Origin of the sequence: Kitasatospora sp. NPDC002965 (genome assembly GCF_040611255.1) — a bacterium.
Taxonomy (GTDB): domain Bacteria; phylum Actinomycetota; class Actinomycetes; order Streptomycetales; family Streptomycetaceae; genus Kitasatospora.
Genome location: NZ_JBEXNT010000001.1, coordinates 124,154 through 144,981, shown reverse-complemented (window position 1 = coordinate 144,981; position 20,828 = coordinate 124,154). Strand labels below are relative to the sequence as shown.

15 protein-coding genes are annotated in these 20,828 nt (G+C 70.4%); 7 read left to right on the top strand and 8 right to left on the bottom strand.

Annotation, left to right across the window (positions count from 1 at the left end):
* The first annotated feature begins 5 nt into the window (after nt 1–5).
* The 3 genes from ABZY91_RS00720 (at nt 6) to ABZY91_RS00710 (ending at nt 4,820) form a co-directional block, all read left to right on the top strand.
* Nucleotides 6–3,215 (top strand): LysM peptidoglycan-binding domain-containing protein, encoded by a 3,210-nt coding sequence (locus tag ABZY91_RS00720; RefSeq protein WP_355398751.1) that lies wholly within the window; start codon nt 6–8, stop codon nt 3,213–3,215.
* Nucleotides 3,216–3,907: 692 nt separating this feature from the next.
* On the top strand, nt 3,908–4,327 hold the full coding sequence (locus ABZY91_RS00715; protein WP_355398749.1) for a prepilin peptidase: 420 nt from the start codon (nt 3,908–3,910) through the stop codon (nt 4,325–4,327).
* A 178-nt stretch (nt 4,328–4,505) separates the two neighbouring features.
* On the top strand, nt 4,506–4,820 hold the full coding sequence (locus tag ABZY91_RS00710) for a hypothetical protein (protein ID WP_355398747.1): 315 nt from the start codon (nt 4,506–4,508) through the stop codon (nt 4,818–4,820).
* A 498-nt stretch (nt 4,821–5,318) separates the two neighbouring features.
* Here the strand turns inward: ABZY91_RS00710 and ABZY91_RS00705 are convergent, their stop codons facing one another.
* From ABZY91_RS00705 to ABZY91_RS00675, 7 genes are all read right to left on the bottom strand, one after another.
* The gene (locus ABZY91_RS00705) at nt 5,319–5,630 is read right to left on the bottom strand and encodes a hypothetical protein (RefSeq protein ID WP_355398745.1); all 312 of its coding nucleotides are present in this window, start codon (nt 5,628–5,630) and stop codon (nt 5,319–5,321) included.
* Nucleotides 5,631–5,733: 103 nt separating this feature from the next.
* Nucleotides 5,734–7,260, bottom strand: a complete 1,527-nt coding sequence (locus tag ABZY91_RS00700) for a DUF2637 domain-containing protein (RefSeq protein ID WP_355398744.1) — start codon at nt 7,258–7,260, stop codon at nt 5,734–5,736.
* 173 nt (nt 7,261–7,433) lie between these two features.
* Nucleotides 7,434–7,706, bottom strand: a complete 273-nt coding sequence (locus tag ABZY91_RS00695) for a hypothetical protein (RefSeq protein WP_355398742.1) — start codon at nt 7,704–7,706, stop codon at nt 7,434–7,436.
* On the bottom strand, nt 7,703–7,987 hold the full coding sequence (locus ABZY91_RS00690) for a hypothetical protein (protein WP_355398741.1): 285 nt from the start codon (nt 7,985–7,987) through the stop codon (nt 7,703–7,705). The genes ABZY91_RS00695 and ABZY91_RS00690 overlap by 4 nt, the downstream gene beginning before the upstream one ends.
* A 547-nt stretch (nt 7,988–8,534) precedes the next feature.
* Nucleotides 8,535–9,473: a ParA family protein gene (locus ABZY91_RS00685; protein ID WP_355398739.1), complete on the bottom strand. Its 939-nt coding sequence runs from the start codon at nt 9,471–9,473 to the stop codon at nt 8,535–8,537.
* A 19-nt stretch (nt 9,474–9,492) separates the two neighbouring features.
* The gene (locus tag ABZY91_RS00680) at nt 9,493–10,902 is read right to left on the bottom strand and encodes a ParB N-terminal domain-containing protein (protein WP_355398737.1); all 1,410 of its coding nucleotides are present in this window, start codon (nt 10,900–10,902) and stop codon (nt 9,493–9,495) included.
* A 338-nt stretch (nt 10,903–11,240) separates the two neighbouring features.
* Complete coding sequence (locus ABZY91_RS00675; protein WP_355398735.1) at nt 11,241–12,149, bottom strand: hypothetical protein; 909 nt, start codon at nt 12,147–12,149, stop codon at nt 11,241–11,243.
* Nucleotides 12,150–12,450: 301 nt separating this feature from the next.
* Between ABZY91_RS00675 and ABZY91_RS00670 the strand changes: the two genes are divergently transcribed.
* From ABZY91_RS00670 to ABZY91_RS00660, 3 genes are all read left to right on the top strand, one after another.
* Nucleotides 12,451–16,398, top strand: a complete 3,948-nt coding sequence (locus tag ABZY91_RS00670) for a DEAD/DEAH box helicase (RefSeq protein ID WP_355398733.1) — start codon at nt 12,451–12,453, stop codon at nt 16,396–16,398.
* On the top strand, nt 16,398–17,687 hold the full coding sequence (locus ABZY91_RS00665; RefSeq protein ID WP_355398731.1) for a hypothetical protein: 1,290 nt from the start codon (nt 16,398–16,400) through the stop codon (nt 17,685–17,687). Before ABZY91_RS00670 ends, ABZY91_RS00665 begins: the two co-directional genes overlap by 1 nt.
* A gap of 282 nt (nt 17,688–17,969) precedes the next feature.
* Nucleotides 17,970–18,578 carry a hypothetical protein gene (locus ABZY91_RS00660; RefSeq protein ID WP_355398729.1) on the top strand — a complete coding sequence of 203 codons (609 nt, stop codon included), beginning with the start codon at nt 17,970–17,972 and terminating at the stop codon, nt 18,576–18,578.
* Between the two features lie 150 nt (nt 18,579–18,728).
* On the opposite strand, the gene ABZY91_RS00655 is transcribed toward ABZY91_RS00660, so the two are convergent.
* A complete protein-coding gene (locus tag ABZY91_RS00655; protein WP_355398727.1) occupies nt 18,729–19,547 on the bottom strand; it encodes a TIGR02391 family protein in 819 nt (272 codons plus the stop codon).
* A gap of 252 nt (nt 19,548–19,799) precedes the next feature.
* Here ABZY91_RS00655 and ABZY91_RS00650 point away from each other — a divergent pair, with 252 nt between their 5' ends.
* Nucleotides 19,800–20,534: a hypothetical protein gene (locus ABZY91_RS00650; RefSeq protein WP_355398725.1), complete on the top strand. Its 735-nt coding sequence runs from the start codon at nt 19,800–19,802 to the stop codon at nt 20,532–20,534.
* The last annotated feature ends 294 nt before the right edge of the window (nt 20,535–20,828 follow it).

Genomic DNA, 20,828 nt, shown 5'->3' with positions numbered 1-20,828 from the left:
CCCCCTTGCCCCGCCGAACCGTCTCCCGAATCACCGCCGCCCTGCGCGGCCTCCTCTCGCTGGCCGCGCTCCTCGCACTGCTCGGCGCCGTCCCCTACCTGCTGTGGCACACCGGCACCCTCCCCCACCAGATCCCGTCCTGGGCCGACGTCACCACTGCACTGACCTCCCCCGACAGCGGCGGCCTGTTCATCGGCGCCCTCACCATCCTCGGCTGGCTCGGCTGGCTCAGCTTCGTCGGCTCCACCCTGGTCGAGGTCGGCGCACTGCTGCGCCACCGCCGCGCCCCGCGGGTGCGGGCCCTGGGTGCCACCCAGCGCCTCGCGGCGTCCTTGGTCGCCGGCGTCGCGCTGCTGCTGCCGACGTCGGCGGCCTTCGCCGCCGCGCCCGCCGCGTCGGCCGCACCGCTTGCGGCGACCGCGCCCCAGCACGCCACCGGCCAGTCGTCCGCGTCCCCGACGACCGCGCCGGACGCGTGGACCGGACCGGTCCACCAGGTCGTCGCCGGGGACACCTTGTGGGACCTGGCCGAATCCAACCTCGGCGACGGCACCCGCTGGCACGAGATCGCCGCGCTCAACCCGCAGGTCGACGAGCGGGGGATGCTCCAGCCGGGCTGGACGCTGCGTCTGCCCGGCGAGGCCGTCGAGCGAACTGCCCCGCCCGGGCCGTCCGGCACGGCCAGCGGCCTTCGTACCGTCAACGTGCAGCAGGGAGAAACCCTCTCAGCGATCGCGCAACGCGAGCTCGGCGACGCCGATCGCTACCCCGAGCTGGTGGAGGCCACCAGCTCTGTCGAGCAGCCCGGCGGGGGGCACTTGCAGAACGCCGATCACATCGAGGCTGGCTGGCAGATCATCATCCCCGCGCCGACGGGCAGTGCGGGGCCCACCGTCCCGGAGTCCGAGCCAGGGCAGTCGCCAACGGCATCACCGTTCCCTACGGCGCCCGCCACGGTGGAGTCCCCCCAAAACGTCCCCTCCACTGCTCCACCGGCCCCTGATGAGCCGCCCACCTCCAATCCGGCCACTCGAACTCCCTCAGCTCAACCTGACAGCCCGGCACCACAACTCAGCACCCCTGCTCCCGCCCCCGCAGGCGTCCCCGCTGCGCCAGCCGAGACGAGCCAGACGTTGCCCGAGCAATCCCACGCCGCTGTATCCGTGGAGGTCGCCAGCGGAATCGGCGCCTTGCTCGGCGCAGGCCTGCTCAGTGTCATCGCCTGGAGGCGGCGCGAACAGCAGAACGCCCGTCGTACTGGCGAGACGATCGCGCTTCCGGAATCCACCAGCCCCGCGGAGCAGATGCTCGACCGTACTGCCTCCCCGGCCAGTGTCGAGCTTCTGGACCTAGCACTGCGCACCCTCGCCGCGCGAAGCCCGAACTCCCTGCCCGTCGTCCATGGTGCAAAGGTGTCCGCCGACCGCGTTGAGATCCTGGTCGACGATCCCTCCCAGGAGGCGCTCTCGCCGTTCACCGACCGTCCCGACGGCTGGTGGGGCGTGCGTGGCTCCCGGGCCGATCTGCTGGCCGACGAGCAGGTCCAGGACATCCCGGCGCCCTACCCGGGCCTGTCCACAATTGGTGCGACCACCGACGGCACCCACGTCCTGGTCAACCTCCCACAGGCCGGTGTACTCCTGCTGAAGGGCTCCGAGCAGCAGGTCCGCGAGGTCGCCCGCGGGATCGCGATGGAGGCGGGCACATCGGCATGGGGCGGCCACGTCGAGGTCCGGACCTGCGGTTTCGGTCTGGAGCTGCAGCAGCTCCTCCCGGCTTGCCGGGTGATGTACACCCCGAGCCTGACGGACGCCACGACCGATCTGGCCCGGGTGCTGATCGAGGCCCATCAAGCCGTGAACGAAGGCGGCGAGCAGCCCCTGCCCTGGATGGTGATCTCCTCCATCACGGCGAGCCACGAGGAGCTGTACGCCTTCGCCGACCTGGTCGCGAAGGCGCGCGGCCATCGGATCGCGGTAATTCTCCCGGCCGAAGGCGCCGCGGACTTCTTCCCCGATGCCCAGATCCTGGACGCCTCGGTGGCCGAGCCGCAGTTGCTGGAGCCGCTGGGCGTGCAGGTCGCCCTGCAGCGGGTCACCGATGAGGCCTATCGGCAACTCACGGCGGCCATCGCTCTGACGACTGAGCCGGCCCGCCCAGCTGAAGGCGCGTGGGCGCAACTGCCGGACCCAGACCAGGCCCACGCGGGGGGCGTACCGACACCAGCGTCCAGTCATCTGTCCGTGGTCAAGGACCGGGAAGAGGGCCCGGACGCCCCGGAAGGGGCGTTGCCCGCAGCCCCAGCGGAGCTCGGTTCCGACCAGGAGGCAGAGATCGCGCCTGTCGATGTCCCGTCGACGGCCGACGGCCCGACGACCGGACAGACAGCGGCTCCCGCCAGGGCCCGGGCCCACGTCGTCCGCGAACCGGTGCCCGATGACGAGCAGGTGGGCTCTCCCGAGGTTCAGGTTCTGGGCCCGCTACAGGTCGTCGGCATCGGTAACTCCGTTGTCCCGCCAAAGCTGGTCCTGCTGGCCGCCTACCTCATGTTCCGCAACGAACGTGACCAGAGCAGCATCGGAAACGCCATGAACGCGGTGACGCCTTGGGCCCCGAAAATGGTGAATGAGGAGGTGTCCCGGCTACGGTCCCGGCTCGGACTGGACGCCAAGGGCGAGCCACACGTACGGCACAAGCCGCGCGGTGTGGCGATGTTCTCGCTCAGCCCGGAGATCACCTCGGACTGGGCCAACTTCATGCACCTCGCCGAGCGCGGGATCCCGAAGGGGGCAGCCGGCGTCCTCGATTTGGAAGCCGCGATGAGCCTGGTACGGGGCAAACCATTCGCCGGCGCAGCTGAGCACTCCTGGGCGGCCCCCCTGGCCCAGACAATGATCAGCCGGATCGTCGACACCGCCGAGCGGATCGCGGAGCTGCGTGCCGGTGACGAGGTCCTGGATGTCGACGCCGCCCGCGCTGCGATCGGTACCGGCCTCAGCGTCGAGCCGACAGCGGAGAAGCTGTACCGGGCGTGGATGCGGACGGAGTATCGCGCTGGACACCCTTCGGCGGTTCGGGACGTGATCGCCCGGGTCCACAAGATGGAAGCCGACTGGCGGCTCGCTGGTCTTCAGGCCGAGACCCACACACTGATCCGGCGCCTGACCGCTGTCCGGGAGACCACGAGCGGAGTTGTAGGGTCCACGTTTCGGTGAGCACTGTCAACGGATCATGAGCACTGTCCGGGCGAATCGGGGTGGTCATGAGCACTGTCCGAACAAGTCCAGGTTCTGATGAACAAGCCCCACGACCGGCATTTGGCAGGGCTGGGGCGAGCCCAACCCCGAGGCCGCAAGTGATCATGATCGTCCGAGCAGTGCTCCCCGATCCTGGACTCCGGCGACTCCCCAGGATCCAGTGCTCTGAGATTCGCGGCCGTTAGAGGCGTGTAGCGCTCCGGTTGACCGCCTCAGGGCCCAGCCGGACCACCGGCTGGGCCCTCTCCTCCCCTCCGTCGTGTTCCCCCAGATCAGCTCTGCACTGAGGAGTTCCTGTGCCCCTGGCTCCCGTCACCGTCGGTCTGATTGCCGCTGCGGGGTGCGCCGTCGGCGCCCTCGCCATACGGCCAGCTGTCTTCGTCTACTCCGTCCGCGAGGGCCAGCGAACCACGTGCCCGCACTGCGGGCGCCTGTTGATCGAGGGATTGGCTGGCACCGTTCGGAGGGTTCTGGTCCACCCGCGTTGCCCGCACGGCCTGGCCGTCGCCGGGGACAGAGGTGGCAACCGAGAGCAGACCCGGCGAATCGGCCCGCCCGTCGGTCTTTCTGAAGCGGTCACAGGTGCCGGGGCCGCCGCGGTCGCGGGTGCCGGCGCTTCGGGATGGCTGTTGGCCGCACAATTGTGGTTGGTGCTGGTGGGCACGGCGCTGCTGCTGGTGGACGTGGCGGTGAAGCGGCTCCCGGATCACCTCACGGCGGCGGCGGGGCTGGGCGTGGCCGTGCTGCTGTGCCTCAGTGCCGCGACGGGTGGCCGGTGGGAGGCCTTCGGGAGAGCGGTGCTGTCCGCAGTCGTGGTGGGGGCGGTGTTCGTCATGCTGGCTCTGCTGGGTATGGGGCTCGGGGACGCAAAGCTCGTCCCGTCGCTGGCCGCGGTCCTGGGCTGGCACAGTTGGTCGGCTGTGTTCTGGGGAATCGGCACGGGACTGCTGCTGGGTGCCGTGCACGCCCTGGTGATGGCAGTCGGATCCGGCGCAGGACGCAAGGCGGAGGTGGCACTCGGACCAGCGCTACTGGTCGGAGCGCTAACGGTGTCCTCGCTGCTCAGCTGATCCACCGCACCCGGCCTGGGCTCCGCCGGCGAGGCGGCTTCATGTCGCTCTCCGGCCACAGGATGGTTGCCGACCCGGCCAGCATCGCGAGCCTGTCCGGCCCTGAAGGACAGGGTCTCCTCGCGCGGCCAGCCCCCTACAGTGGTGACCGTCTCCGGCTCCGGACAAGGTGGTGAACGTGACATCAGACGATTCGGCGTTCTTCTCGATCGTGCAGGGGGAGGCGCAACTGGACAGTGACCGCGCGCTGGTGGCCTTCCTACGCGAGCGCATCGCTGAGCGGGACGGTCAGGCAACCGATGAGGAGCGTGCACTACTCAGTGCGGTCAAGCGCGTCTTGGAGGTGTTCGACACCAACTTCGAGGCCCAGTCGTCGGCTGGCGGAGATGACCGGGCGGCGGGCCGGAGCGAAGCGCTGGGGTGGACCCTGCGGGCGGTGGCGTTCGCCGCGTTCTGGAGCCACCCCACCTGGCAGCCGCAGTGGAGGCCATGACATCGATCTGGCCCTGCACCGGAACACGGCGCGGACCGGAAGTGGGCCGGCTGAGCAGAGAGCCCTTCTCGCTGGGGGTCAGGGGAGAGCGCGTTCCGTGGCGATCGCGGCCCCGAAGTCCGTTCGGGCGCGCCCAAGCACGTCCTCCGAGGGCCTGCCCGTCGTGCATCAGGCGGCAAGGTCGAGAGTCTCAATGAGGAATCGACCTGAGTGGACCTCGGTGATCTTCCAGCCAGACAGGTCGTGCGCCTGGTCGAGGTGTCTGCCAGTAAGCAGTTGGAGGGGGTGGATGTCGGGCAGGCGCGGGGCCCACAGCGCGGTGTTCCGGTGCATGGCATGCATGGGGAGGGCCGGCAGGGGCCGGGCGCTATCGTTCGAGCTGTAGGCCCACCGAGGGAGCATGTCAGCGTAGGCGAGCCGGGCCCGGTCGGCGTTGCCCAGGATGGCTTCCCTCGCCCGGTCGAAGAGCTGCTCCCTCCCGGTGCCGGTGTCGTAGGCCTAGTAAACGGCCAGGCCGTCGGGCTGGACCCACACGCGGCCGGCGCTGGGCCCTGCGTGGTCGAGGTAGGTGAGGGTCGCGGTGCTGCTGTGGGCCAGCGAGCGGGCGAAGTGCTGCGCGATGTCGGCGGAGCGGTCGTGCTGGAGAACGGCGCCGGTGGCGAGATGGGCTTCGCCGCCGCCGTGCCGGGCCCAGGCAGCCGCCTCCCGGCACCACGATTCGACGGCCTGCCGCTCGGTCGGAGGATGTTCCAGGACGACGTACGCCGTTGCCCGCGGTTCCCTGCCGAAGCGCAGCCAGTCGGGCGGCATCACTGTGGGCGTGACCTGGACCCGGCCGGCGAAGCCCTGCTGATCGAGCGTCGCAGCGAGGGTGGCCCGGACGCCGCCCGGCCGGTTCGGCCGGGCGACCGGCTCACACCCGCATGTCCTGCAGGTCGAGGCTGGGCTGGATCGGGTCCTCCGGGGTCGGGAACCGCTCGCACAGCTGGTTGTAGTAGCGCCGGACGCTGTCCGCGCTCACCGGCCCGTCCCCGGCCTTGTTGCTCTTGAAGCCCCGGGTGTGGAGGAAGTCCGCGAGCTCCGACTGCTCCGGGTGCCGCTGGCGCTCGGTGACGAAGGTGAAGAAGCCCTCGGCCCAGCCGGACGGGATCCTCAGGATGTCATCGGTCTGCTGGGTGACGACCGGGCCGGCCGCCGAACCGAGCGCCGAGACCCGGGCGGCGGGAACGGGCTGCGCAGCCGCCGGGTGCCAGTCCTCGGCGACGGCCTCCGTGGCAGGCTGCGCAACGGCGTTCTGCGCAGCCGGTGCCGCCGGGGCGCCGTGCGCATGGCCGATGCGCAGAAGATCGTCTTCTGGAATCGCCCCGGCCGGCGCCTCGGAGTGCCGCGCAAGGCCGAACGGTTCCTCGGCCTGCTCGGGCTCCATCTGCGCAATCACGGGCACATGGCCCTTGACCTGTACAAACACCGGATTCGATTGCGCGGAAGCGGCCTGCTCGACGTCCGATTCCGGAGCCTGCGCAGAACTTCCCTGCGCAAGATCATCCTGCGCAGTCGGCTCGGGTTCCGGCTGCGCAAGGGCCTTGCGCTGCGCAATCTCGCCCGGCCGCGGCTGCGCATGCGCAATGGCCTGGTCGCCCTGGCGCGGGGAGGTGGCGAGCTGGCGGGCGCGCTCCTGGTGGGCGAGGAGGCGGCTCAACGGTTCGGCGTCGACGCCGACGGCGGCCAGGCCCGCCTCGTAGGTGACGGCCATCGGCACGCCGAGATCGGCGAGCTGGAGCGGCAGCCGGGCCTCTGGGACGAGCTTCTGCCGCTTGCGGGATTCGGGGTCCCCCGTCGACGGCCTGAATCCCCTGCGGCGGCGAACCAGGACCTTGTAGGTGAGCCGGGCCTGCTCTCCGTGGATCGCTTCGTCGAGGCTGCGGATCTCCCACAGCTGCATCCGACGCCACAGCCGCCAGGTCTGAACAGGCGCCAGAACCCACCGCATCGTGCGGATTTTCTCGATCGACCGGTCGGAGCTCAACCTGGCCAGGCGTGCGATGGCGTGACGGCCGGCCTCGGAGATGATCACGAACAACACCGGGATCGCCGCGTGCATGCCCACGCCCAGCGGGTTCGGCCAGGAGGCTGCGGCGTTGAAGGCGATCGTGGCGACGGTGAGCAGCCACGCCGTCGGGCGCAGCAGTGGGAAGGGGATGCGGAGCCAGGTGAGGAGCAGGTCCAGCGCGAGGAGGATGATGATGCCGGCATCGATGCCGATCGGGAAGACGTTTGCGAAGTCGCCCATGCCCTGGTCGCTGGCGACGTCGCGGACGGCGAGGTAAGAGCCTCCGAGGCCGATCGCTGCGATGAGCAGCGCTCCGGCGGCAATGCCGCCGATCATCCACCTGTGGATCGTCTTCAGGACCGGCCGGGCCACTGGTTCCCCCTTGCTCACGTACTCATGTTCAAGGGGTCACTGTTTCACGTGAGCTGGGGGTAGTCACAGGACATAGCGGCTGGGCGGCTTCCGGGCCCGTCGCTTGGAGCATTCGGATACTCAACGCTACCTCGCGGTCACTGAGGGCGAGGCGGCGGCCCCGGGAGCGCTGTCGGCCGGCGGGGTGTCGGTCAGGGGCCGATGACCAGCCAGTAGATGAGGTCGGCGTCGAGGGTGGGGTGGTACCGGTGCAGGATGCTGACCGGCCGTCCGCGGGTGGCTGCTTCGTCGAGGTGGACGACGTAGTCCTCCGCCTGCGGGTCAAAGGAGACGCGCCTCTCCCCCGTCCTCGGGTTGAGCTCCAGCTGGGCGCGGACGGTGCGGACTGCTTGGGCCTCGGCTTCGGTGAGCTCGGGGAGGCCTTCCTTCTCCACGCTGTCGGAGAAGGCGACGAACGTGGTCACCGGGCGGCCGCCTTCTTCTCGCGCAGTTCGGCGAAGGAGGCGGAGACGGGCATCCGCAGTGCGGCGACGGCCTGCTCGGTCGTGTTGCGGCGCACGTACTGGCGGTAGCGCTCGGCGAGGGCCGGGACCTGGTCGAGCCGGGTGGTCGCGAGGTCCTCCTCCAGGCGGTCCAGCCGGGTGTCGATGCCGAGCGCGGCCAGGCCGGCCAGCGCTGCCCTCAGCTGGGGCAGGGTGTCCATGGGGGGCGGGGTCGGGGCGGTGTGCTGGGCTGCGGTGCTCACCGGCTGCTCCTCTCGTTGTCGTACAGGCGACGCTACTCGGCTTGCCGGGGTGCCTGGAAGCGTTCCCGGATATCGGCCGGTCGTACGGCTGCTGTCAGCATGCTCCGGAACAATGCGGTTCGGTCGGCGCCTCTGCGGTGCCGCGGTTCCTTGGAGGCGGCATGGTCGGCGACGGTGTGCGGGTGGCGGCGGTTCAGGGCGGTGGTCGGGACAAGACCCGGGGGGAGATGGACCTGGGCGCCTTGGTCCGGGATGGCGGCCTTGTGTGGGCAATCGGGCCGACGACCGGGGCTGACGCCGCCGGTGGTGCGCTGGTGATGAAAGTCCTGGCCGCCGGGGTCGGTGCCCGGGGCTACGACAGGGTCTTGCTGTAGGGCTGGGGTTGGTTCACCGGTTCCACGACGCGGCCCCGCCCCCGGGAGTGCTGGGGGCGGGGCAAAGGGGCGTTGCTCTGGTTGTCCGCTCCCGAGCTTTCGTCGACGAAAGGTCCGCGGCGCGGACGTGGGCGGGACACAGGTGGCCCTGTGTCCCGCCCACGGGGCGGTGCCTACCGCTTGAGAAGGGGCTCCAGCACGTCCGCGACGGCCTTGAACTCCTGGACGGGCTTGTCGTCCTCGGAGTCGCAGTAGTAGCGGACGGCCTCTTGGTAACGGACGCTCTCGCCGACTATCACGGACTCCGAGATCGTCGGCAGGACCCGGTCGTCGTAGAAGCTCTTGATGTCTTCGACGATCTCTCCGAAGTGGGATCCTCGGTTCTTCGGCTGGGTTCCGTTGATCATGACGTAGCGGAGGTCTGCTGCGCCGCCGGAGAACTCGAACCTCTCCTTGGCCGATTCAAGGAAGCGGGTGAGGCTGGTGAGGGTGTCGTCGTCCTTGGTGTCGGGTTTGACGCAGCCGACGATGAAGTCGCAGGCGGCGACCTCGGAGTACTCCAGGATGTCGAAAGTTCCGCGGAAGTCGACGCAGATCACGTCGACTTCGCCGGCGGGCACATCCTTGATCGCGCGCCTGAGCCACTGCTCGCCCCGCCCCTTGCGGGGGTTGGTGATGTCGTTGCTGGCGTCCACCATCGCGCGGGATCCGAGGACGAGGCGGAGGTTGGGGATCACGGTGAAGCAGTCATCGGAGTCGTCGTCCAGGAAGTCCCACTCCCTGGCGGGCTGGCTGCGGTGCCGGGCCGGAACTGTCGCTTCGGCGAGCGTCGCCCTCCCGTGGAGGACGTCGTAGATGTTCGTCATCTGCTCCAGGCGGGCGTACACCGCCTTCTCGCGCGCGGGGTTGTGTTTCTTGTTCGTGACGCCGTAGCCGAGGTAGCAGCTCGCGGCCATGGTCTGGTCACCGTCCGCGAGCCAGGTCTTCAGCCCGCGGTGGGCGAGTTCCACGGCGATGTTGACCGCACCGTTGGTCTTGCGGGTCCCTCCGCCCTCGTTGGCAAAGCCGACTACGACGGGGCCGCCCTTGGGGCGGTACAGAAGGTCTCGCATCAGTCCTGAATCTCCCGACTCATGCCCGGTCCGCCGAGGTGCCCGCGTTCAGCAGGTCACTCTCGCCCGGGGTGGGCTGGTATCCGTGGTGCACCAGTTCGCGGAGGTAGTTGAGGTCCGCTCCCCCGGTGTCTTCGGCCAGACGGATCTCCGCGTCGGCTACGGCGATAGCCTCCGCCAGGCGCAGCGGGTCGAGGTCGTCCGGGCTGTCGCCGAGTAGGGTCCTGGCGAGGTCGAGCACAGGGGCGGGGGTGTTGTTGATCAGAGCGGTGCAGATGGAGCGGTGGATCCCCGCCGGGTCCCTGTCCGAGGCCAGGAGGGCGGCCGCTGACGTGAGGCGGAGGTCGTTGGCCTTGGTCTGGTCCGATGCCGAGGGGGATCCGTTCGTGCCGGCGGAGGGCGCGCTGTTCGGCTCGGGGCGCTGGGTTCGCTTGGTGGTGGTTCCTGCGGGTTGCGTCGGGATGTGGCCGGCCGCATCGCTCTTGGCTGAGGTCTCCTGCTCCGCTTCTCCGGCGGCAGATCCGGATTCGGTGTGCGGGTGCTGGCTCTGGTCGCTGTCGGGGAGCGCGTCGGTGCCGGGGGCGTCCGGGGCGGGCGTGGTGACCGACTGGAAGTCCAGGTCGACCAGGGCCTTGGCCGTCATCTTCTGCTCCAGCATCCGCTGGTAGGCAGCTTCGATGCCCTCGGCCTGGTAGTGGGTGAGGAGGGTGTAGGCGGGTTCGACACCGAGCTCACGCCGGCCGATGGCCCTGCGCGCGGATCCCTCGGGGACCTCTTCGAAGAGGCGGATCTTCTTGGAGATGGCGCCTTCGCTCAGGCCCTTGTTTCGGCGCCCCAGGCGCTCGCGGATCTGGTCGGCGGTCAGGCCGCGCGACCTGAAGCGCCGCAGGAGCCGGCCTTCCTGCAGTGGGTGCAGTCCGGATCGGTGCTGGTTCTCCGACCACATCAGCTCGTCCATCGAGTCGACCTGCTCTTCGCGCAGCACCATCGGCATCTCGGTCAAGCCGTTGGCCAGGGCTGCGCGGTAGCGCCGCTCGCCGGCTCCGAGGACCCAGTACGTGTCCTCGGGGAGGGTGGCGGCCTCCTTGGGGTACTTCTCTTCGAAGACGCCGAAGGAGATCACGGTGGGGTCCTGCTGTACGCCGAGTTCGTCGATGTTCTCAGCGAAGTCGAGGAAGGAGTCGTCCTCCCACTCCCAGTCCTCTCGGATGTTGAGCGGGTTGGGGGAGACGTGGGCCAGGTCCGCCATGAAGCGCCGGCCGTCGGCGATGAGCCGGGGGGCCGCGTTCTCGCGCTGCGGGGCGGGGTCGGGAGGCGTGACGGCTTCCTGCTCCGTGCCGGAGGGATCGGCGGAGGGGGTCGTCTCCTTCTCCGGGTCCGGGCCCTGGGCGTTGCCGCGGCTGGCACCCCGGTTGTTCTTCCGTGACACTGACTTGACTCCTGGCGCTGAGTAACGAATCAGGAGAACCCTAACCGGCGGCACCGGCCCGTCATTGGACGGCGGACCGGCCCCGTGGGTCGTCACGGTAGCGGTTGCGGTCTGCGGTGTGCTGCGGATCCGCTGAACTCCGCTCCTTGGGGTCGGCTCCCTGTGGCTTTCGTCGACGAAAGCCACAGGCCCGTCGCACCGCGAGGGTCCGGCCCGCTGGCGAGATACAAGGCGCCGTTCGGCGGTGCTGGTGCGGGTGGGGTCTGTCGGGTTTCGTTGACGAAACTTCGCCTCGGGTCGCTCGTCCAGGATCGCCGGGTGAGGTGTGTGCCTCTTGGTCAGAAGGGTGCGTGCGGCGCGAAGTGGTCCATGTCGCCGTCGAGGAGTTGCTTCAGCAGTAGGGCCGCCTTCCACAGCGGGTCCGGTACGTCGGGGTGGCCCAGCAGGTGCCAGTCCCGGTTGAGCCGGAACGTGCCGCGGTCCACGTCGAGGTGCGGCTTGTCAATGGCCGTGAGGACGGCTCCGATGCGCGAGGTCTGCCGGATGGCGTCGTGGAGCGTCTGCGCGTACTCCTCCTCAAGCCGGGGGCCGACCCAGGACGCGGGGAGCTGGAGGAACAGCCATCCGGTGTGTCCCTTGGGGAGCTGCTTGATCGCCGTCTTGACCGTGTTGCGGATGGTGGCGGTGCTGTAGGGCGTCCCGTCCTGCTTGCACTTGACCTCGATGGGCACCTGGCCGGCGGTGCCGAGTTCGAGGTGGACGTCGAAGTCCTCGCCCCGGCTGCCGGTGGTCGTCCCGCGGGTCACCGTGCCCGGCATGCGCATCAGGGTGTGGAGGACATCCGCTTCGAAGAGGGCCGACGTCACTTCGTTGGTCCTGGTGTAGGTCACGAAGTCCTGGAACCAGGGGTGGCTTTGGAATTCGTAGACCCGCCTGGCCAGCTCGCGCCGGCGGTATGCCTTCACGATCCACCGCGGGTTCGCGGGGTCCCGCTCATCTGCGAGCGGGAACTTCTCCTCAACCCAGGCGGCGTCGAAGACGGCCTCCAGGATGCCCTTTGCAAGCTCCTCGGCCACGATGCCCTGGCCCCGTTGCGCCACGATGAACGGATCCTGCAGGACGTCCTGGACCTCGCGGTAGACGCGGTCGTTGTAGACCGCCCACTGCCGTGCCGTGTCGCAGTCCCCGGGATGGTCCCGGGCCCAGTCCGTCCGTACGAACTTGGCGAAGGTGGGGAGGTAGGTCATCGTCGGAGCATAGGGGCCGGTGGAACCCCTCCGCCGGGAATTCTGGTGACCCCTCTGCTGCCTGCGGCCCGCGCGCTGGAGGACAGCCTGATTGCGGCTGGTCCAGCCCGTTCCGCCTTTCGTCGACGAAAGCACTCCGGGCGTACGGCCGGTCCGGGACGACCGGCCGAAGACGATCACCGAGCGCCGTCGGGCACCGCTCCGGTGAGGAGCAGCGGCGCGGCCTTGCGCCCGGCTATCCCTCCTGTTCGGGAGAATGCCTCTGTTCCGTTGCCCCCTGACGTTGGAGCCCGATGTGCCGGTGACCTCTCCTGCCCCTCCCGGGGGCCCCATCGTCGAGCGCGCCGTACTGGAGCAGCTCGGCACGAAGGAGTTCTCCAGAGCACTGGCAGCAGCAGCGACCGGGGTCGGGAGCGGCGGGGAGGCGCTGCGGCAGGAGGCGGTGCGCCGGATCGGGGCGGGGGAGTTGCCGGTGCGCGACCTGCAGACGGTGCTGCTGGAGATCGGCGGAGGCTGGTGGCAACCCGCTCGGGAGTCGGTGGTCCGGCGACTGCACGCTCAGCCTGAGCTCGCGCCGTCACTGCTGTCGGTTCACAGCCAGATCGCCGGTCTGCCTGCCGCCTATCCGGTGGAAGCCCCACTCGGCCTGGCCACCGAACCCGGGCACCGCTGCTCGATGGCGCTCGACCTGCCGACGGGCACGGTCACCGGGCCGGAACGGACGGCGGCGACGAAGAAGGCGGCGCGGCAGCTCGCGGCCGCAGCGCTCCTGGGCCACCTGGCCGGCCTCCCTGAAGCCGACCTGCTCGGTGTTGGCAACGAAGCGGCCCGAGGTGCCACCGGTCCCGGACGGCGTCTCCCTTCCCCCGAATCGGCGACGGACGACACATTCGACCACGGCTGGGAGGACCTGTCGCCCGAGCGCTTCGCCAAGGCGCTGCGCGCAGTGCTGCACTTGGCCCTGCCTCCGGGAGGTCTGACGGAGGCGCTCGCCCGCCAGGCGGACGCGGGCGGCATCGGACCGGGGGACTGGTGGGCGCTGCTGCAGCGGCCGCCGTCTCCCGGATGGGCGCCGCTTCAGGTCATCGCCCTGGCCGCGGCCGCCCGGGTACCGGGGATGGCGGCCGGCATCGTGAATCATCTGCGCCAGATCGAGCAGGCCCCGCCGGTTGACTTCGACGCGGCGCAGCAGGGCCCTGCGCACCTTCCCGAGCATGTCGTCACCGCGTCGTTGCGGCTGCGGCGGGGGGTCGTGACCGGTCGGCCCGGTGTGGGGCGGTCCAAGCGGCTGGCGGTGGACGGCGCGCTCGCGTCGTTGATCGCCGCCGTTGCGTGCTTGCCGGACCCGCCGGAGCCGGGGGGCCGTAGGGCGGCATCCCCCGGGGCTGAGGTGGCGCCTGCGGAGCCTGTGGCGGTGGTTCCTTCGCCGCGCGGCCCGCAGCTGGCGGGTGAGCCTGCCGGGTGGACGGGGGCTGTGGACGCGGTGGCGTGGGCGGTGGAGCACGGCTGCGGGCTGACCTCGGCGCCGGCGCTTCCGGGCCGGCTTGTGCTCTACCGGCCGGACGGGCACGCGGTGAGTGCGGGCAGGCCACCGCTTCCGGTGGAAGCGGTGACGGTGGACGTGGTGCTCGCCGCGCCGGTCGGAGCGGTCCAAGCGGCCGGAGTGTCCGGCTGGTCGGTGCCCTTGGACATGCTGCTGCCAGTGGTCCTGGCGGCCGGGCCGGACGCGCACCGTTCGGTGGCCGGGTGGGCGGCTGTGGTGGAGTTCGCTGTACGGGTCGTTGCGGCCGGGGCGGTGGTTCCCGCGATCGACCCGGCTGGCCGGGATGTGTGGCGGCCGGCGCCGAGCGAGGCCTTCGAGTCCGCCTTGGCGGAGGTCTCGTCCCACCTTGCGCCGGAGAGCCACGCTGCGGTCACCGTGTCCGCGCCGCTGTGCGTGCAGGACTCGATGGGCGCGGCCGGGGCAGTCGTCGACGAGGTCGTGGAGCTGCTGGTGCGTGGCCCCGGCGCGGCACTCCTGCACGGTCCGGGTGCGTTCGCCTCACCGGCCGCTGTCCAGGACCCGCAGGTGCAGGCGTGGGCGGACGGGATCGAGCGCAGCCTGGACCACCGGCCGGACCCGGTCGCGGTGCTGATCGTCGGCGGGCCCGTGGCCGATGAGGCGGGGGAGGTGCGGCTGCCCGTCCGGGTCGGGACCGATCCCCAGGTCGAGGCGGCGGGGGAGTGGGTGCAGCGGCCGCTGCGCCGGGTCCTTCGCCGGGCGGCCGCGGGTAGCGGGTGCGGGCCGCTGGAGCGTCTGGCCTACGCCGGGGCGCTGGAGGGGCGCTGGCTGAGCGTGGAGGAGGCCGGCGAGTTGGTCGACCCGGGCGTCGCGGGACGGCTCGGCGAGGCGGGGGTGCGGATCGTCTGGCCCGGCCCGCTGGTCGGGTCCCTGGGCAGCCACACCGTGATCGGTACCGGGTCGGCCGGGCCGGACGGCCGGGGCTTGAGTATGGACGCTCTGTTGGACTGGCGTTGGCAGGTCACCTTGGACGGCGTGGACCTGAGCGAGGAGGAGATGGACCTGCTCGCGGAGGCACACCGGCCGCTGGTGCGACTGCGGGACCGCTGGCTGCTGGTCGACCCGGTGACGCTGGCCCGGGTCCGTCACCGGGTGCTGGAGCAGTTGCCGACCCGCCGGGCGCTGACCTCCGTGCTGGCCGGCGCCCTCAGCGTCGGGGGCGAGGTGGTGGTGTGCCGTCCGGCGGACGGGCTCGCCCTGGTCGTCGAGGCGCTGCGCGCCGGGGAGCGCGGCCGCCGAGCAGTGCCCGCCCCAGCAGGGCTGAAGGCGGATCTGCGCCCGTACCAGCAGCGGGGCCTGGAGTGGCTGGCTGGTCTGGCGGAGCTGCGGCTGTGCCCGGTCCTCGCGGACGATATGGGGCTGGGCAAGACGCTCCAAACCCTCGCCTTCGTCCTGCACCGGATCCCGGCGGCGTCCGGCCCGGTTCTGGTCGTTTCCACGACGTCGATGCTCGACCAGTGGCAGGCGGAGGCCGCGCGGTTCGCCCCCTCTCTCGCGGTGGTGCGTCACCATGGCGCCGGACGTCGCCTGCCCGTCGAGCTGCCCGCGGGCACGGTGGTGCTCACCTCGTACGGCACCCTCGCCCGCGACGCCGAGGTACTTGCCGCCCGCTCCTGGGACCTGGTGGTCGCCGACGAGGCCCACCTGATCGCCGGCGGCGATGGACGGGCGGCGCGGGCGATGCGCTCCCTGACCGCGAAGGACCGCCTGGCACTGACCGGCACGCCGGTCAACAACCGCAGCTCCGAGCTATGGCGGCTGCTGGACTGGCTAAACCCCGGCCTGTTCGGCACCCTGTCCTCCTTCCAGAAGCTGATCGGCCGGCACACCGACCGCGACGCTGGCGCCGAGCAGGCCCGGCTGCTGCGCCGCCTCACGGGGCCGTTCGTGCTGCGCCGGCTGAAGACGGACCCGGAGATCGCACCCGACCTGCCCGAGAAAATCCGCACGCTGCACCCGGTGGAGCTGTCCACCGAGCAGACCGCGCTCTACGAGGCCCTGGTCCGCGAGACGCTGGAGGACCTCAGCTCGCGGCCGCGCCGCGCCCGGTCCGGCCGAGTCCTGGCGCTCCTGCACTCCCTGCGCACGATCGTCAACGACCCGTCTGTGTACCTGGGGGAGGACCCCGGGCAGGCGGCCGCGGACCTGGACCGGGCGCGGGAGCGCTCGGCGAAGCTGGACGAGCTGCTGCGGATCGTCGACGTGGCCCGGCGCGGCGGCGAACAGATGCTGGTGTGCGTCAACTACGTGCGGGTCGGGCACCTGCTGGCGGGCTGCCTCACCGCAGCCGGCCACGGGGCCGCGTTCTTCCACGGCGGCCTGAGCGCGAAAGAGCGCCAGCAGCTGGTGGAGGACTTCCAGACGGGCCGGCTCCCGGTGCTGGTGCTGTCGGTCAAGGCCGGGGGAACCGGCCTGACGCTGACCGCCGCAACGCAGGTGGTGCACTACGACTCACCGTGGACCAGCAGCGCCCTGGAGCAGGCCTCCGACCGCGCGTACCGCATCGGCCAGACCCGCACCGTCCACGTCCGCCGCCTGCTGGCCACCGGCACAGTGGAAGAACGCATCGACCAGCTCGTCTCCCACAAGGGCGACCTGGCCGACGCCGTCGTCCCCTCGGGGGAGATGGACCTTACCCACCTCGACGACCACGCCCTGTCCGCCCTCGTCTCGCTCGGGAGCCGCTGATGACCACCGCCACGACTCCGGTCGACGCCCCGTCGCAGACCGGAGTCGGCCCGCTGTGGGCCGAGACCTTCCTCGACGCCCTGGCCACCGCGGTAGGCGGACACCGCACCCGGCTGGACGCCACCCGCAAGATGCCGCACACCGCCTACACCGGCCAGCTGGACACCTCCCGTCCGGGGCAGTTGCTGTGCTCGGTGACCCTGCCCGACGCACCCAAGGCCCGCACCACCATCGTCGTCGGCGCCCTGACCGAGACCCAGTGGGACGAGATCGCCGCCGCCCTCCCCAGCCACCCCGGCATCCTGGGCGCCGTACAGACCGGCCGGGTCCACCCCGGCCTGCTGGAGGCCGAGCACACGGCCGGCCACCCGATCCTTCCCACCGAGTTCTCCTTCGACTGCACCGCCCACCCAGCAGCAGCGGCCGGCCCGCGCGGCTACTTCTGCCAGCACGCCGCCGTCCTCGCCCACGCCCTCGCCTCCCGCATCCGCCAGCAACCCTCGGCGCTGCTCACGCTGCGCGGCTGCTCCCAGGGGCGCCTGCAGGCGAAGGTCCGCACCGCCCTTCTGTCCGCCGCAGCGCCCCGTGCCGCCGGGGCAGAACCGGCGCCCTCGGCCAGCCACACGCCGCGGACCGAAGAGTCCGGTCCGGGTCGGCAGGCGGAGCCGTCGCCCGGCAGTAGCCCGGCTGCCCCGCTGTTCCAGCAGTGGCGGCCCGCTGCCCCCACGGGCCCGGCGGAAGCGCTCCCGGGCACGCCCGTCCTTGAGACGCCGGTGCCGGGAGTATGCCCCGCAGTGGCCGCCGTCGTGGCCGATGCCGCCGCCCGCGCCCACTCCGTTCTCACAGGCCGCACGGTCGAGGTGGGACTCACGCCGCTGACCGACGCGATCCGCCACCTCGCCACCCCGCAGGGGGCACCTCTGGCGGAAGCGGTCGCCGAACGCCTGGGACGAACGCCAGCCGAGGTCCGGCGCCTGGTGGTCGCACATCGACACGGCGGGCCCGCCGCCGTCCAGGCAGCGGACACCCTCGGAGATGCCGATCCCGAAGCGGTGGCGGCGGCCACGGCCGCCATCACGGCCGCGCAGCCCACCGCCCGGGGCTCGCTGACCGCCGAGGGCAATACCCTCACAGCGGGCGGCGCCCAGGTGCGCCTGGGCCCCGACCGGAGGTGGCACCCCTTCGTGGCCGTCCACGGGGGCACCTGGCAGCCGGTCGCCGGAGCGAGCACCGAGCCGGCGACCGCGTTCCGCGCAGCCCGAACTGCGAGACTGTCCGCCCCCCGGTAGTACGGCCCGCAACTTTCGTCGACGAAATCCGCAGGGGCAGCAGGACGAGCAGACAGCGCCTTCAACCGCGACGGTCGGTGTCCTCACCCGGGAAGCCGGGGCCTGGCATGCTCTTGCGCAGAGGCGAGATCCGCCGTTGAGGCGGCGCTGATTGGGGGAACCGTGGCTACGAGGCCGCAGCTCAACTCGGCCGGACCGGCCCAGAGCGACCATCTGATCCACTTCACTGGCCGCCCCATGGGGCGCCAACCCACGCCATCGGTGCCCGAGGAGATCCGGGCTATGACGTCTCAGCAGCGCCTGGACAGCATCCTCGGAGGGGCGCGGCTCCGAGCGTTCGCACCGTTCGGCAATGAACGGGCTGCCGTCTGCTTCTCCGAGAGCCCACCGGATCACATGGCCCACCTCATCGCCGATCTTGGATTCCCGCCGTGGGGGATAGTGATGACGCGCTCGGAGCTCGTGGCTGGCGGCGGCGGAGCAGTCGCCTATCTGCCTGACCACGTCCGGGACAAGTTCCCTTCGAACCTGCGCCACTGGGTCGTCCCGTTCGGGACCAACGGCCGGTTCGAGGACTGGTCACACGAGCGCGAGTGGCGGCTCCCCATGCCGACGAAGCCGGGGACGAACGAGTACTGCTCGGCGATCACCTTCAAGGAGACGACCAACCTGCAGGCGATCCTCGTCGGAGATCCGGTTTGGCGACCAACCCCTGTCGGCAGCGGCGTGTGGATCGACGCCAGCACCGGCCACCCGCATCCCGGACCCGCCACCGCCTTCTGCCAAGAACAGACCGAGCTGCCCAGGCTCTGGCGGGAGGCACGGGAGATCTGGGTCTGGAACCCCGGCACACGGAAGATCGACATCTGCCTCCCGAGCGAGCTCAGCTGACCCAGATGTCCACTCGTCCTGAACCCTGACTTCCTGCCCCATTTGATTGCCCGCGCTAGCGGTCGGCGATCGTCTCGCGGGGCAGCCCTGGGTTTCGTCGACGAAACCCATCGGGCAGTGAAGACGAGCAAGGCACGCCGACCGCGAGCGTCAGGGATTCACGCGCGCGGCATCCAGCCGGCGGTGAATCATCGACAGGGTGGTCAGTAACTCCAGCAGTTCGTCGTCGCTGACGGGCCGATGAAGGCGCGGATCATGAGCCGTCGGATTGCGGTACATGCTGCCCAGCCCCTTGATCAACGCCGCGAACCCCTTCTGCTCGCCTTCCTCCGTCTTCGTCGTTCCGGTGTTGATCGCGACACGCGGAGTGCCGGCCAACCCCGGCATGAGCACGGCGTCGACCAAGGGGGAGCCATCCCGCTGCTCACCGGTCATCCGCCGAAGGCGGTCGAAGACCGACTTGGTGGCTTCCAAGCTGGCATGAAAGGCGTTCTTGGTCAGGATCTCCCTGGTGCAGTACGCCAGCACTTCCGGGTGGGTTCCACGACGGCGAAGTTCCGCCCGCAACGAGTTGGCGTGCTGAGCAGCCTGATCGAGCGTGCTCGCAGCCGGCCCCCTCGCCACCTTGCCCTCGTCGTTGACGCGCAGGCCGACATGGACCAGGACCTCGTTCAGGTCGTCGCGACGCCGGGAGAACACGTCGGGGCGCTGCCGGTAGCGGACCGGAGCCATGGCCTCCGCGATGAACTTGATCACGCAGTTGGACGCCTGGTCCCGGCCCTGCCGGACAAGCAGCGCCTGAGCCAACCGCTTGCGCTTACTCGAAGCCTCGACGTCCGCGATGCCGATCTGGGTCAGCAACTGCCCGATCTCACCGCCGGTTAGCCCGTCGCTCGTATCGGCGAGAACGTCTGCGACCGCGACAACCGTGGCTGTAGGCCAGGTTGCGTGCTTGATGGGGGTCGTCATTCCCTGCCCTTCCTGGACCTGCTTCTTCTACAGACGAGCCGATCAGGATTGCATAGGTGCGCGCTGCACCGCTCAGAAATGGACAGGTTCAGGCGCGGGCTTTCGTCGACGAAAGCACCGAACGTCCGTCACTCCCGCCTCCTGCGTGAGGCCGCACGGCCGGCCACTGTTCAGGAGAGCCGTTCCCGGGCCTGGTCGGGGCAGCGGGCTGACCAAGTCGCCGCCGTCCTGGAGTCCGGCGACACTGAGACCATGCAGGACGAGCTAGTCAGCGCGCTTCGGTACGCGGTGGCGTGGAGCGATCAGCACCCCCTCGGCTGGTTGGACGGGGCCTTTCCCGTCACCTACGAGGTGCGTGGGTGGAAGTTCGAGCTCGCGGAGTCACGGTTGGTGGCGGTGCTTCCGACACCGCTGGATCTGGACAATGCCCGGGAAATGGCGTTGCCGTTCCTGAACGCCTGGGCAGCGTCGTTGGAAGTTGACGAGCGTCTGCTGGTCACGTTCACCTACCTCGGGGCGGATGTCGTGTCCGGCGAATCCGGACAGGTGCAGGAGGCCGATGCCGTGGTAGCCACGTTCGGCGCCATGGTCGCAGTACAACTTCCTTCTCCACCAGCTCCGAGCTGGGATTGGCTGGAGACGTCGGCAACCGATGCAGCACGCACGCTGTGCCTGCGGCCGCTTCGCAACGGGAACCGGCCCGTGGTTGATGCGGCGAACTGGCTGGCGACACACCTGACCGGGTGGGCAGGCAGCGAGTCGGAGGCGGCGTCGCGACTCAACGTCTCCGTGAGCTACATGAAGCGTGCGCGAACGGAAGGGGCGCGTAGTGACGAGCGGAAGGTCGGGAAAGAGTCGGAGACTCGGACCGTCGAGGAGAAGGTTGCGCTGGCGAAGGTCGTCGAGGAACTCGTCCGGCGTCTGCACCTGGTGGAGAGTTCCCTGACTCCGGGGGAGCACCTCACCCTGGCTGACTGGCCCGCGTAGCCGTTTCGTCGACGAAAGTCTGAAGTAGTGGTGTGCCCCGTCCGGGCCCTGCTCGTCCTGCGCAGCCCGAACGGCAGCAGGTTCTTGGTCTGCGCAGAGAGAACTGCCCTGCGCAATCCCCTCTGCGCAGGTGGTCGACCGCGCATGATCATGCGCAGAGACGCGATTGCGCAGACAGCTGGGATGGATTGCGCAAGATGACCCACCAGGGCTGATCCTGCCCATCGTCGCTGGTTACAGGTACGCAATGTCTGCGCAAGGCGCGTTGACCAAGGCGCAGGGTTCGGCGGCCTC

Excerpts from the sequence above, each read along its gene's own strand:
- ABZY91_RS00705 (WP_355398745.1), bottom strand. The coding sequence starts at position 5,630 with ATGCCGCCCGACTGGCTGCGCTTCGGCAGGGAACCGCGGGCAACGGCG.
- ABZY91_RS00665 (WP_355398731.1), top strand. The coding sequence starts at position 16,398 with ATGACCACCGCCACGACTCCGGTCGACGCCCCGTCGCAGACCGGAGTC.
- ABZY91_RS00685 (WP_355398739.1), bottom strand. The coding sequence starts at position 9,473 with ATGCGAGACCTTCTGTACCGCCCCAAGGGCGGCCCCGTCGTAGTCGGC.
- ABZY91_RS00660 (WP_355398729.1), top strand. The coding sequence starts at position 17,970 with ATGACGTCTCAGCAGCGCCTGGACAGCATCCTCGGAGGGGCGCGGCTC.
- ABZY91_RS00655 (WP_355398727.1), bottom strand. The coding sequence starts at position 19,547 with ATGACGACCCCCATCAAGCACGCAACCTGGCCTACAGCCACGGTTGTC.
- ABZY91_RS00675 (WP_355398735.1), bottom strand. The coding sequence starts at position 12,149 with ATGACCTACCTCCCCACCTTCGCCAAGTTCGTACGGACGGACTGGGCC.
- ABZY91_RS00650 (WP_355398725.1), top strand. The coding sequence starts at position 19,800 with ATGCAGGACGAGCTAGTCAGCGCGCTTCGGTACGCGGTGGCGTGGAGC.